The sequence below is a fragment of the Rhodococcus sp. 14-2470-1b genome (assembly GCF_002259415.1).
Classification (GTDB): Bacteria; Actinomycetota; Actinomycetes; order Mycobacteriales; family Mycobacteriaceae; genus Rhodococcoides.
The window spans coordinates 1-12858 of sequence record NZ_NPFY01000019.1 but is presented as its reverse complement, the minus strand read 5'-3'; the positions used below and the strand labels follow the sequence as shown (position 1 = coordinate 12858).

Sequence of the window (12858 nt, the reverse complement as noted above, 5' to 3'; positions counted from 1 at the left end):
GCTCCCGTAACCTCTTTCCTGCAGGACACGCATCACCCCTGCATCCGTGAACGCCGACATCGACGAGGGGATGAGCATGACCGACTCGACACGCGGCGAGCCGACGTCCCCCGTGCTCCGGGAGACCATTGCCCGCCTTGCCCCCGGCACTGCGCTGCGTGACGGGCTCGAACGCATCCTGAGAGGCCGTACCGGCGGGCTGATCGTGCTCGGGTACGACGACGAAGTGGAAGCCATCTGCGACGGCGGGTTCGAACTGGACGTCGAGTTCGCGCCGACGAGGCTGCGGGAACTGTCGAAGATGGACGGTGCCGTCGTGTTGTCCACCGACGGTAAGCGGATCGTACGATCCAACGTTCAGCTGGTCCCCGATCACAAGATCCCGACCGTGGAATCCGGTACCCGGCACCGCGCGGCGGAGCGAACCGCGATGCAGACCGGCTACCCGGTCGTCTCCGTCAGCCAGTCGATGAGCATCGTCAGCGTCTACGTCGCCGGTATCCGGCATGTCGTCGAAGGTTCCGCGACAATTCAATCGCGCGCCAACCAGGCCGTCGCGACACTCGAACGCTACAAAGCACGTCTCGACGACAACACCCGGCAACTGTCGGTAGTCGAGATCGAGGATTTCGTGACGCTGCGGGACGCGTTGACCGTCGCACAGAGGCTCGAGATGGTGCGACGCGTATCGGTGGAGATCGAACAGAACGTTCTCGAACTCGGCACGGACGGAAGGCAATTGGCCCTACAGCTGGAAGAGCTGCTCGGAGACAACGACATCGACCGTCAACTCGTCGTTCGGGACTACCTGGCAGGCACGGAACCTGCAGGCACGGCAGCTGTCGAGCGTGCTCTCGGCGCTCTGGACAAGCTGACCGACGTCGATCTTCTCGACCTGACGACGTTGGCGCGTGCGTTCGGCTACCCCGCGACGATAGAGGCCCTCGACACTCCGATGAGCCCGCGCGGCTACCGAGTGCTGACGCGAGTACCGCGTCTGCAGTTCAGCCAGATCCACCGCCTGGTCGCATCCTTCGGCACACTGCAGGGGCTTCTCGCGGCCACTGCCGCCGACCTGCAATCGGTCGAGGGCATCGGTGGCCTCTGGGCCCGGCACATTCGAGAAGGCCTGTCGCGACTGGCCGAATCCTCCATCGCCGGGCCGTTCGACTGACGTCTACGTGGTGATGTTGAAAGGCTCCGGCGAGCTGCGCAGTTCACCGAGCTGAGCGATCACCTTGTAGGAACCGGCACCGACGGGGACGCGTTCCTCACCGCAACCGGGAACCGAATTGGTTCCCGACCACTTGACCGTGAACCCTGCCTGCTCACCCGGCTTGAAGGACCGCAGATCCGACTGGGCGTCCGGAAAGCAGTCAGTGTTGGACCAGATTCGCTGATCGTCGAGGGTGAACACCAGGGCCTGCTGCAGACCGGCACCGACGTCGCGTTGGCATTCCGTCGAGCTGATGTTGGTGATGACGACGGTGAATCCGGGCTCTTCGCCGATTCGGTACGTCGCCTTGTCCGGCGTCGCCTTGATCGCGAGACTCTGATCCGCGCACTGATTGGCGGCGACCGGGAGATCCGCCGCGGGAGCCGCGGAAGTTCCCGAGGCGCCCGATGACGCGGGAGTGCCGCCGCCGGAGCCGCCGGATCCACCCGAACCACCCGAGCCGCCGTCCGAAGCGGATGCCTGCTGCTGCGAGCTCGTCGACGACGGGGTCGTGGTCGACGGGCTCGCGCTCGACACGACACCCGCAGGCTGGGTCTGCTGATCGTCGTCACCACCACCGAGCGAGCTGATGAACCACACGATCAAACCGAGCACGACGACGGCGGCACCGATGGCGAGTGCGCGACGACGCCAATAGATTTCGGGAGGCAGCGGCCCGGTTGGTTGCAACACAGAACTACCGTAATTGGCGGTAGCTCAGCCATCCCGCAAGCACATACGGCGTGTCGCGTCGGACCTGGGTATTTGCCGTCAGGGCTTCTCGCCGATGTCGCCGATGACCTCCCGCAAGCGGGCACTTCCCTCCGACAACTTGTAGGTCAGTCCGACGATGGCGGCTTCGCCCGATTCGACTTTTTCCGCGATGATTCGGGACCGCTGCATGAGCAGATTGCCCGTTTCCTCGACGTGGCGGGCCATGAAATCGTCGACGTCGGTGTATCCGTCGCGCCTGGCCGACAGGACCGACGGCGTGACGCGCTCGACGACGTCGCGGATGTAACCGCCGGGGATGTCACCGGAATCGAGTGCGTCGGTGGTGGCCCTGACTGCGCCGCACTTGTCGTGGCCGAGGACGACGATGAGGTGCGCGCCGAGCACTGCGACGCCGTACTCGATCGAACCGAGCACCGACGAGTCGACGGTGTGACCAGCGGTACGGACGACGAACATGTCACCGAGACCCTGATCGAAGATGATTTCCGCGGCGACGCGAGAGTCCGCACAGCCGAACAGAATTGCGCGGGGGCTCTGACCGTCGGCGAGTCGGGTGCGGTCCTCGATACCCTGACTGGGATGCAGGGGGGCGCCGGCGACGAAACGCTCGTTACCCTCTTTGAGAGACTTCCATGCTGATGCTGGGTTGGAGGCAGGCATGTACGTCATTGTGCATGGATCGCCGACTACCGGCGAGTCAGGTTCCCTCGTCGGCCCGTCCGTCGACCGGACCGTCGCGCGGACGAAAGGCTGATGAGAACAGGTGCCCATCGATACGACAGCGCTGCTGAACTGGTTCGATGCCGAGGAACGGGATCTGCCGTGGCGTCGGCCCGGCGTGACTGCCTGGCAGATACTGATGAGCGAGATCATGCTCCAACAGACTCCGGTGTCACGAGTCGCGCCGATCTGGGAGGAATGGGTTCGGAAGTGGCCCGTTCCGTCGAAGATGGCGGCGTCATCGCAAGCCGAGGTTCTGCGGGCCTGGGGCAAGCTCGGCTATCCGCGTCGGGCGCTGCGGTTGCACGAGTGCGCGTCGGTCCTGGCGTCCGAGCACGGTGACGTAGTGCCCGCCGACGTCGACACTCTCCTGGGGCTGCCCGGCATCGGCGCGTACACCGCACGTGCGGTCGCCTGTTTCGCCTACGGCCAGCGAGTCCCGGTCGTCGACACCAACGTTCGTCGTGTCGTCGCCCGTGCTGTGCACGGCGAGGCGGAGCCGGGAAATCCGTCGACGACGCGTGATCTCGCGGATGTCGACGCCCTGCTCCCTCGGCCGAGGGCACGCGCAGCGCGTTACTCGGCGGCGCTGATGGAACTCGGCGCGCTGATCTGCACGGCGAAGAACCCAGCCTGTCTGCTGTGCCCACTGCCGAATTGTTCGTGGATCGACGCGGGACGACCGGCCTACACCGGTCCGGCCAAGAAGGTGCAGAAGTTCGCGGGCACGGACCGACAGGTCCGCGGAAAACTGATGGCCGTGCTGCGGGAGAGTTCCGGCCCGGTGGAACGTGCGCAGTTGGACATCGTCTGGCTCACCGATCCCGGTCAGCGCGACAGGGCATTGGATTCGTTGCTGCTCGACGGTCTGGTCGAACAGACCGAGTCCGGTCTGTTCTGTCTGGCGGGCGAAGGCTGATCAGCGAAGGAAATCCGCGAGGACCGCGTTGACGACGTCGGGCCGTTCGAGGTAGCCGAAATGCCCGGTGTCCGGGATCTCCTCGTAGCGTGCTCCCGGAATTGCTTGTGCCACTTCACGGCTGAGGTGTGCCGGGATCAGTCGGTCGTCGGCGAATCCGATGACCATCGATCTCGCGGTGATCTTGCGATACGCCGTCAGCCGCTCGGTGCCCGCGCGCATCTCCAGCCCGATCTGTGCGCGTCGGCCCGCAGTCGGCTGCCCTGCCGAGAATTCCAGCACGGCAAGCCAATCCGCGATCGCTTGCTCGTTCCGCAGGGTTGCGGGAGAAAAGTTGTTCATCGCTGTCATCGCCGCACGGTAGGACGCAGGGAGCGTGATCCCGGCGTCGTACAGATCGCGTTCCGCCTGCGACCACGCTTTCTGCATCGTCGACGACCGCCCGTACGTCGCCATCATCACGGCGTGGGAGACCAGGTCGGGGCGGGCGAGCGCGAGCTCCTGTGTCACGCGCGCCCCCATCGACGTACCGACGACGCGTGCCCGCATGCCCCCGAGATGCTCGATCAGCGCCGCCGTGTCGGCGACGAGATCGTCGAGCATCATGGGCCGGCCTGCCTCGAACGTGGGCGAGATCCCCCGGTTGTCGAACGTGACGACCTGGAAGCCGGCCGTCACCAGCGCGGGCACCTGATGCGCTTTCCACACTCGCCCCGGGCTGCCGGTTCCCATCACCAGGACCACGAGGGGGCCGGAGCCCGTGACCTCGTAGTCGATTTCGATTCCGTTGAGCTTCGCCGACGACATTCGCGTCATCGTAGTGCGGTCAGGAAGCTCGTCACCGCCTCCTGGTAGGTCTGCGGTGACTCGTCGTGAATCAAGTGCGTCGCGCCGGGCACGAATACGTACTCGGACTTCGGGTTCCGCGCGTGCATCTCGGCCATCTGCCCGTCGGGTGTGATTCCGAACTCACCTTCGAGAAGCAACGACGGCACGTCGACGGCTTCCCACTCCGCCCAGAAGTCCCGCCTTCCCCATTCCGACGAGATGGCCTCGAACGTCGCTACCTCACCGTGCAGGTACCACCCGTCGGCTCGCCGAGCGAACGAATCCAGGAAGTATCGTCCCGCCACCTCCCCGAAGTAGTCGAGGACGGCGGCCTCCGTCGGAAACGGCTGCGGCCAGTTCCTGATCATCGCGGCCCAGGCGTCGGCCGTCCTGCCACGAAAGTCCGGCGCGATGTCCTCGACCACGAGAGCCGTCACCAGTTCCGGCCGGGCAGCGGCCAGGCACCATCCGTGCAGGGAGCCCATCGAGTGGCCGATCACCGCTGCCCCGCCCAGAGTCTCGGCGTGCGCGGCCAGATCCTCGACGAACGCTTCGGTGGTGGGCGTCGACGGCGGCGGACGCCGGTGCCCCGGAGCGTCGTACGTATGAACATGGCCGAGTGCGCGCAGCCAGGGAAGGGCGCGCCGCCATGTCCCGGAGCTGCCCATGAGCCCGTGCAGCAGCAGTATCGGCGGGCCGTCTCCACCCTCGTCGTGCAGCATCGAAGACGATGGTAGCCGCGCAGGTAATCTGGCGTCATGGCTGTCGTCAAGATCAACGCAATCGAGGTTCCCGAGGGCGCTGGCCCCGAGCTGGAGAAGCGCTTCGCTGCACGAGCAGGCGCCGTCGAGGGTTCACCCGGCTTCCTCGGCTTCCAACTTCTCCGTCCCACCAAAGGCGAGGACCGCTACTTCGTCGTCACGCAGTGGGAGACCGAAGACGCCTTTCAGCAGTGGGCGTCGGGACCTGCCAGGGCCGCTCATTCCGGTGAACGCGCGAAGCCGGTCGCCTCGGGTGCCTCACTGCTCGAATTCGAGGTCGTGTTGGACGTGACTCCCGAGCGCTGAGATGTGCCGGGGGTCCGACTGCCCGTGCACCGCGTACCCGGTCGTTCGTGACTTCTTCGCGGTGTACATCGCCGAGTCGGCGCGCCGGAACAGGTCGTCGGCGTCGGCGGTGTAGTTCTCGTCCACCGCGATGCCGATACTGGCCGCGACGGTGATGTCGAAGCCGTCGATACCGAACGACACCGCGAGTCCCTCGAGGATGCGCATCGCAACACCCACAGGATCGGGTCCCAGGTGGAGGATGACGAACTCGTCGCCGCCGAACCTGGACACGGTGTCCCCCGGATCGACGGCATCGGCGAGAAGAGTCGCCACGAACTGGAGCGCTCGGTCACCGACCGCATGACCGAGGGTGTCGTTGATCATCTTGAAATTGTCCAGATCGACCACCAGAACCGCTATCGGACAGGGATTTCCATTGACCCGGACGTCTGCGATGCGCTGACGCACGAGCACCCTGTTCGCCAGACCGGTCAACGGATCGTGCGCTATCCGACGACGCAGTTCCGTCTCCAGGTCCTGCCTGCGCATGGCCGCGGACACCACACCCGCGACCGTCTGCAGGTAGGCCAGCTCCCCGTCGCTGAAATCCCCGGCCTCCGCGCTGTACACCGCGAGCACACCCCACGGCTCATCCGATCCTTCGATGATCACGGCGGCACCGCTGCACACACCTCGTGCCACCATGAAATCCGTCGGGAATCTGGTTTCAGAGTCCCGGTCCGCGCACGTGACCGGAACGCCGGAGCGCAAGGCAAGTCCCGCATGAGACAAGCGGGACAACGGAATCGAGGCCGGAGGGGAGCTCGGACCGGAGTAGGACACAGCCAGCAACTCGGAACGATCCGGAGAGCTGGGCTCGAAAATGACGGCGCATTCCATCCCCGCGAGCGCCGCGGCAGCGTCGGTCGCCTCGCCGAGAATACGAGACCGACCGGCAGTCAACGCGGTTCGACTCAGGTCTGCGACGGTCCGCTGCTCGCGTGCATGGGCAGCGGCGTCCGCGACGGCTTCTCGAAGGCGGCACTCGACGTCGAACCGTCCCCGGAGGTCACGTGCGACGACAGCCACGACAGGCGTGCGAGCATGTCGCCCCGTGACGACGAACGCCGATACCCAGACCGGGATGTCGGCGCCGGAACTCACGTTCCGCAGGACACTGTCTCCGGTCCAGACTCCACCTGCACCGATCGCCCGCAGGACCGGGTCCACATCGTCGGCGACGCGCAGCGCTTCCCGGAACTCGACGCCGGTCGACCCCGCCCCGATGAGCTGCCACCCGGCCGAATTGACGTACGCCACATCACCGTCCGCGCCCCGCAGGTACATCGCGTCGGGCGAACGTTCGGCAATCGCGGCGAATTCGGCCACCCAGTCCGGGACCTGTGGCTCCTCGATGTTCAGTTTCGATTCGCTGCCGATCCGATGGCTTTCGCAACGCGAGAAGCCGATGGCGAGGGCCGTGACTGTGGTGGTTCGGAGCTCGGTCGGCCGACCTCGACGAGACGCTCGATGCGCTCGATCGAGGCCTCCAGTTCTTCCTCGGGGACCGGATGCCCGATGTGGAACCCTTGTGCTCCGTCACATCCGAGTGCACGCAGCCGGTCGAGAGTCTTGGCGTCCTCGACGCCCTCCGCGACGACGGTCATTCCCAGGCTACGTCCGAGATCGATGGTCGACCGCACGATCGACGCATTGGTCGGTTGACTGTTCATGGCCGTGACGAACGATTTGTCGATCTTGAGGGTCTGGACCGGCAACGATCTCAGGTAGGCCAGCGAGCTGTAGCCGGTTCCGTAATCGTCGATGGCGAGCGAGACACCCAGATCCCGTAGAGCGATGAGCGAATCCACGGAACGACGCGGGTCGGTCATGGCCGTGGTCTCGGTGACCTCGAACTGAACCGCCGATGCAGGAACCCCATGGGACTGCAGGGCGGTGGCCACGTTCTCCACCAGAGTGGCGTCCAGCAGGTTGCGGACCGAGAGGTTGACGGACACACGGAAGTCCGACCGCGATCGGCGGAGGGTGCTGCAGCATTCCAGCGCGTCGTCGAGGACGTAGGCGGTGATCGAGGGCAGCAAGCCGGAGCGCTCCGCGTCGGGGAGGAACGACCAGGGCGAAATGAGGCCCTCGCGCGGATGCTGCCACCGCAGTAGCGCTTCGACTCCCGAGATCCGGCCGTTCTTCAGATTCATGCACGGCTGAAAGAACACCCGCAGTTGGCGCTCGCGAATGGCGGTTTCGAGTTCCCCGAGCAGGCGCATCTGGTCGTGGCGGTCGGAGTCCATCGCCGGGCTGTACAGCGACGAGCGTTCGTGACCGTGCTTGGCGAAGGTGAGCGCGACGTGGGCGTGCTGGAGGAGTGCCTCGGCGTCGACGACGGCGAGCTTCGAGGACTCGACGACGCCGACCGTCGCATCCAGAGCCACGTTGATGTCGCGAACGAACATCGTCTCGCTCACTGCGCTGCGAAGATGATCCGCTGCCGCCGAGGTGGAGACGACCAACCGGTCCGCGGCCATGGACACCACGAACTGATCGCCACCGAGACGCCCGACGACCGAATCGCTCGCCGCTGCCGCCGACAACCTCTGGCCGATCTCACGGAGCACGCGATCCCCGACCGGATAGCCGAAGGTCTCGTTGATCTGAGCGAAGCGGTCGATGTCGACGACGAACACGACGACACCGCAGGTACCGGCGTCGGCGAGTGAGCGGTCGAGAAGTTCTTCGAGGTGGCGACGGTTGGCCAACCCCGTCACTGGATCCGACACCGCGGCAATGGACAAGGCTTCGGCCTGCCTGCGCAGCGTCGCGAGGAAACATGCCATGCGGGCCGCGACCAGCACGACGGCGAGCACCGAGGAGCCGAACACGACCCACCCCCACTCGGAGACCGGCACACCGCGCACGAGTTCGATGCCCATCACCACAGGCGACATCAGGATTCCGGCGCTGAGTCCGACGAGACGTGTGCGCTCGATGACTCGTCTCGGTTGGTCGTCGGGCACCGTCCAGAGCCTCTGCGGCGGATACAGCGCTGCCGATGTGAGGAGGATGTACCCGATGAGCCACCCCGCGCTGACCACGCTCGTGTCGCGGAACTCGAACCTCTCGACGGCGACGAAGTTGATCCAGGCCGACACCGCGAACGTCCCGAACCCCGCCGCCGTCATCGCGAACGGCAGTGTTCGCGCCCTCTTGGACAACAGCAGGATGACGAGCAACGAGACGACGAACCCGTCGGCGGTCGTGTAGACCACCACGGGCCAGTACTCGGCGAAAACGTCGAATCCGAGGGCAATGTCGGGGCGGCTGCCGACGACGAAGATCCACGCCGCCAGCCCCACACCGGTGGCGACGATCAGCCCCTCCAGTGCATCCTCCAACCGGAGAACGCGGTGGCCCGTGTCGTCGTGGATTGCCAGTACGCCGACGATGAATGCCGCGTGTCCGACGAGGTAGGCAGCGTCGGCCGGCGACACCATCGGCACGGTATGGCCGTCCAGCAAGTACACCGCTGTGATCAGGTCGCCGAGACCCCACGCCACGAGGCCCATGAGCAGGAAGAACCAGGTGGTTCTATTGGCGAGGATCCGATGCTTGTTGACGCAAGCGAACAATGTGACGCAGGCGGCGGTGATCAGCGCGTAGACCAAGATCTTGGGCAACCCGCTCGGCAGCCACAGGTAGACGCCGGTACCCACCAGCCCTACCGACAGGAAACTCGACCACCTCATGCCCCGAGTGAGTCCTTTCCGGGTCCCCAACCACCGTCGTGTCCGTTTGTTCGAATCGCGTCAGGCGTACGACCAACATTCGAAGCCGTTTGCCCGTCGGATTGCTCGACTTGTCCAGGATCTCAGACACGACGGTTGGAAGGTTACCTAGCCTCCCTTACTTCGGCAGTGACAGGTCACAATTTCGGGCGATCAGCCCGTTTTCGTTCTGTAGTCGGCCGTCAGGACTCGAGCGCCGCATCGAGGGTGATCTCCACACCGGTGAGAGCTTTGCTGACCGGGCATGTCTCCTTCGCGGCCTGCGCTGCCTTCGCGAAGCCCTCGGCGTCGAGGCCGTCGACCTCACCACGAACGGTCAACACGATCCCCGTCAGCTTGAACCCTGGGTTGTCCGGTCCGAGAGAGACCTCGGCCTTGACCTCGAGACTCTGCGGCGTGCCACCCGCCTCCGCGATGAGGGCGGACAGCTGCATTGCGTAGCACGACGAGTGCGCCGCAGCGATCAGCTCTTCCGGACTGGTTGTGCCGTCGGCGTTCTCGGCAGCACGCTTGGGAAACGAGACGTCGAACGTTGCTGCACCGGAACTGGTGAGCTCCACCTGACCCGAACCGGCTTCCAGAGTTCCGTTCCATGCAGTGCGCGAAGTACGTGTGGGCATAGCGTCTGACTCCTCTCGACATGCGCCCGGCCGGACGGCAGGGCCGCACGCTTCCAGGCTAGCGATTCATTCCTGCCGACTCTCGCTGTCCTGGGAATGATAGTGAGCCAGAAGCTTTTTCTCCTCGTCGTGACGAGGAAAGGCGAAGAACACGAGGACGGCACCGACGACCACGACCGCGATCGCAGCCGCATACGACCGTTGGTCACCGTCGAGAAACGCTTGCCTCGCGGCGTCGATGATCTGATCGCCGTACTGCGGATACCGCTCGGCCATGTCGGCCGCGGACGAGAAGGACTTCGTCAGGATCGACTGAGTCTCGCTACCTACCTGGCTCGCCTGCGGCGAATTCGCGATCGCGGACGTCAACGACGCGGCATAGCCCGCCGTCAGCAGGGCCCCGAGCGTCGACTGCATGATCGCGCCGCCCAGATCGCGTTGCAGATCCGCCGTTCCCGACGCCATTCCTGCCCGATCGACAGGCACCGACCCCGTCAACGAGCGCGACGCCGGGGTACCGGCGAACCCGACGCCGATTCCGAGCATCACGTAGCTCAACGCGACGAACAGGTACGAGACGTTCTCCTTCCACGTCGCCCACGCGACGACGAGACCGAGAACGATGAACAGGTAGCCGAGCAGCAGCGTGAACCTCGACCCCTTCGACTCGACCAGCTTCGCCGACTGGGGTGCGACGAGAACCATGGCGGCAGCCGCGGGAAGCGTCGACGCCCCAGCTTGCAGAGTGGAGTACTCGAGCACGTTCTGCAGGAATTGCTGCCCGACGAAGATGACCCCCATGAGCGATCCGAAGACGATGATGCCCGCGAGCGCTGCCGCCCAGAAGGTCTTGCGGCGAGCGATGGACAGGTCGTACAGCGGGAACTCGGCACGTGACTGCCGCAGCACGAACACCGCTCCCGCCGCCAGGGCTATCGCCCCTAGCCCGATCGCGAGTGTCCCTTTGCCGTCGACCGGCGCGAAGTTGATGCTCAGCACGAGCGCCGCGATGAACACCACGGACACCATGCCGCCGAGGTTGTCCACCGGGTCGGTGGTCTCGTTGACATGGGACGGTACGAGCACGGCAGCCAGCACCAACGCCAGTCCGGCCAGCGGAAGCGTCACGAGAAACACTGCACCCCAGTGAAATTTCTCGAGCAGCGCCCCGGACAGCAGCGGCCCCAGTGCGGACAGGGCACCGCCCAGTGCGGACCACAGTGCAATGGCCTTGGTCCGCGCCGGCCCCGACCACAACGCCGTGATCAAGGCCAGCGTCGTCGGATAGGCCAGGCCCGCCGACACGCCGCCCAGAAGTCGTGCGCCGAAGAGCACCTCGAAGTTCGGCGCGAATCCAGCGATCACACAGGCAGGCACCGACAACGCCATGCCCAGCACCAGAAGCATCTTGCGGCCGTAGCGGTCACCGAGCGCGCCGAGATACAGCACCGACGCCGCCAGCCCGAGCGAATAGGCAACGGCGATCAGGTTGAGCTGCGTCTGGCTCGCGTCGAAGTCCCGACCGATCTCCGGCAACGCCACGTTCGCAACGGCAAGATTCAAGTTCGCCACGGCGGCGACCAGGATCAGGACGAACAACACCAGTCCGGCGCGGGCCGGCTTCGAGTCGAGGGGCACGCCCGTCAGTCAAACGCATCGCCCATGGCGTACGCCTCACCTGTTGGGTGCGAAGTTCTGCCGCCCCTCTCGCTTGCAAGAATGGGCGCGTCGTTGGCCTGCGACTTCGGTCCGTCCGCATTACGGTGACGGCTGTGACTCGAATCCGGTGCACGGTGCTCATCGCCCTCCTCGTGACCTCGTTGGGGGCGGCCCCCGCTCAGGCCGATCCACTCACCGACTTCTACTCCGCACCCGTTCCCGACATCGCCACGCGGGCAGACGGCGAAGTAGTCCGATCGATCCGCGTCGGACCGCCGCTCGGCGACGGACTCGGCCTGGATATCGACCGAATTCTGTACCGCACCACGAACACTCAGGGTCATCCGACGGCGGTCTCCGGATACACGATGACACCGACCGCACCCTGGCCGGGGCCAGGGCCGAGGCCCGTGATCGCCTACGCCCCGGGAACATCCGGGATGGCCGACCGATGCGCCGGTTCGGCAGTGCTGGGAACCGTCGGGTCCTCCCCCGCTGTCCTGCCGCTCCTCCTCGCCGGATACGCCGTCGCCGCCACCGACTACGTGGGCCTCGGAACCCCGGGCGGGCACACCTACCTCGAACGAGTCGACGCAGCTCACGCCCTGCTGGACGTCGCACGGGTCGGCGCCGCAGACTCAGGCGCACCTATCGTCCTGTTCGGCTACTCCGAAGGCGGCCACGCCGCGGGAGCCGCGGCAGAACTGGCGTCGTCGTACGCGCCGGAACTCGACGTCCGGGGCTCGTACGTCGGTGCGCCACCGGCCGATCCGACGCTCAACATCGACAACCTCGACAACACGCCGCTGGCACCTGCACTGCTCTACGCGGTCGGAGGACTGATCAACGCACACCCTGAACACGCAGAACAGCTCCGCTCACAATTGAATTCGAACGGTCAGGCCCTCCTCGACCAATCACAGAACTGGTGCTCGACGGATATCGCCGCCAACCGACTTCTCCGGTCGGCCGACCTCACCTCCGACGGCCGCCCCCTCACGACACGGCTCGCCGAAGAGCCCGCAGCATCGTTGATGCGCGCGAACACCGTCGGATACGGGATTCCGAGCGCCCCTGTTCTGCTGTCACAGTCCGTCTCCGACGACACCGTACCGATCCAGCAGAGTCGGACACTCCGAGATCGTTGGACAGCAGCCGGATTCACCGACCTCACCTACATCGAATACCCGATCCCCCGTGTCCCGGTGCCCGGCGTCAACCACGCCCCCGGCGGTTTGATCGCCTACGGCGACGTCATGCCATGGATTGCGGGCCGTCTCGCGCGCTGATCCCGGCCCACCCCCGGCCGGCC

General features: G+C 65.6%; 12 protein-coding genes. 4 read left to right on the top strand and 8 right to left on the bottom strand.

Annotation, left to right across the window (positions count from 1 at the left end):
- Nucleotides 1-76: 76 nt before the first annotated feature.
- Entirely contained in the window at nucleotides 77-1174 is a 1098-nt protein-coding gene (disA, locus tag CH293_RS14290; RefSeq protein ID WP_019663080.1) for a DNA integrity scanning diadenylate cyclase DisA, read from the top strand.
- A 3-nt stretch (nucleotides 1175-1177) separates the two neighbouring features.
- Here disA and CH293_RS14285 read toward each other — a convergent pair whose 3' ends face one another.
- Entirely contained in the window at nucleotides 1178-1909 is a 732-nt protein-coding gene (locus CH293_RS14285) for a hypothetical protein (RefSeq protein ID WP_094720590.1), read from the bottom strand.
- 78 nt (nucleotides 1910-1987) lie between these two features.
- Nucleotides 1988-2611 (bottom strand): carbonic anhydrase, encoded by a 624-nt coding sequence (locus CH293_RS14280; RefSeq protein WP_037112472.1) that lies wholly within the window; start codon nucleotides 2609-2611, stop codon nucleotides 1988-1990.
- 103 nt (nucleotides 2612-2714) lie between these two features.
- Here CH293_RS14280 and CH293_RS14275 point away from each other — a divergent pair, with 103 nt between their 5' ends.
- Nucleotides 2715-3590 carry an A/G-specific adenine glycosylase gene (locus CH293_RS14275; protein WP_037112410.1) on the top strand — a complete coding sequence of 292 codons (876 nt, stop codon included), beginning with the start codon at nucleotides 2715-2717 and terminating at the stop codon, nucleotides 3588-3590.
- Here CH293_RS14275 and CH293_RS14270 read toward each other — a convergent pair whose 3' ends face one another.
- Nucleotides 3591-4397 (bottom strand): alpha/beta fold hydrolase, encoded by an 807-nt coding sequence (locus CH293_RS14270; protein ID WP_094720589.1) that lies wholly within the window; start codon nucleotides 4395-4397, stop codon nucleotides 3591-3593.
- Nucleotides 4398-4402: 5 nt separating this feature from the next.
- Nucleotides 4403-5140 carry an alpha/beta fold hydrolase gene (locus CH293_RS14265; protein ID WP_037112411.1) on the bottom strand — a complete coding sequence of 246 codons (738 nt, stop codon included), beginning with the start codon at nucleotides 5138-5140 and terminating at the stop codon, nucleotides 4403-4405.
- Between the two features lie 36 nt (nucleotides 5141-5176).
- Here CH293_RS14265 and mhuD point away from each other — a divergent pair, with 36 nt between their 5' ends.
- Nucleotides 5177-5485: a mycobilin-forming heme oxygenase MhuD gene (gene mhuD, locus CH293_RS14260; protein ID WP_037112412.1), complete on the top strand. Its 309-nt coding sequence runs from the start codon at nucleotides 5177-5179 to the stop codon at nucleotides 5483-5485.
- Here the strand turns inward: mhuD and CH293_RS14255 are convergent.
- From CH293_RS14255 to CH293_RS14240, 4 genes are all read right to left on the bottom strand, one after another.
- Nucleotides 5438-6856, bottom strand: coding sequence for a sensor domain-containing diguanylate cyclase (locus tag CH293_RS14255; protein WP_094720588.1), 1419 nt, complete (start codon nucleotides 6854-6856; stop codon nucleotides 5438-5440). The genes mhuD and CH293_RS14255 overlap by 48 nt on opposite strands.
- Before the next feature lie 29 nt (nucleotides 6857-6885).
- A complete protein-coding gene (locus CH293_RS14250) occupies nucleotides 6886-9228 on the bottom strand; it encodes a bifunctional diguanylate cyclase/phosphodiesterase (protein ID WP_241483890.1) in 2343 nt (780 codons plus the stop codon).
- A gap of 221 nt (nucleotides 9229-9449) precedes the next feature.
- Complete coding sequence (locus CH293_RS14245; protein WP_037112416.1) at nucleotides 9450-9887, bottom strand: OsmC family peroxiredoxin; 438 nt, start codon at nucleotides 9885-9887, stop codon at nucleotides 9450-9452.
- Between the two features lie 66 nt (nucleotides 9888-9953).
- Nucleotides 9954-11525: an MFS transporter gene (locus CH293_RS14240; protein WP_037112417.1), complete on the bottom strand. Its 1572-nt coding sequence runs from the start codon at nucleotides 11523-11525 to the stop codon at nucleotides 9954-9956.
- A 134-nt stretch (nucleotides 11526-11659) separates the two neighbouring features.
- On the opposite strand from CH293_RS14240, the gene CH293_RS14235 reads away from it, so the two are divergent.
- Nucleotides 11660-12835, top strand: a complete 1176-nt coding sequence (locus tag CH293_RS14235; protein WP_255122859.1) for a lipase family protein — start codon at nucleotides 11660-11662, stop codon at nucleotides 12833-12835.
- Nucleotides 12836-12858: the final 23 nt, after the last annotated feature.

Excerpts from the sequence above, each read along its gene's own strand:
- disA (WP_019663080.1), top strand. The coding sequence starts at position 77 with ATGACCGACTCGACACGCGGCGAGCCGACGTCCCCCGTGCTCCGGGAG.
- CH293_RS14280 (WP_037112472.1), bottom strand. The coding sequence starts at position 2,611 with ATGCCTGCCTCCAACCCAGCATCAGCATGGAAGTCTCTCAAAGAGGGT.
- CH293_RS14270 (WP_094720589.1), bottom strand. The coding sequence starts at position 4,397 with ATGTCGTCGGCGAAGCTCAACGGAATCGAAATCGACTACGAGGTCACG.
- CH293_RS14265 (WP_037112411.1), bottom strand. The coding sequence starts at position 5,140 with ATGCTGCACGACGAGGGTGGAGACGGCCCGCCGATACTGCTGCTGCAC.
- mhuD (WP_037112412.1), top strand. The coding sequence starts at position 5,177 with ATGGCTGTCGTCAAGATCAACGCAATCGAGGTTCCCGAGGGCGCTGGC.
- CH293_RS14250 (WP_241483890.1), bottom strand. The coding sequence starts at position 9,228 with ATGAGGTGGTCGAGTTTCCTGTCGGTAGGGCTGGTGGGTACCGGCGTC.
- CH293_RS14245 (WP_037112416.1), bottom strand. The coding sequence starts at position 9,887 with ATGCCCACACGTACTTCGCGCACTGCATGGAACGGAACTCTGGAAGCC.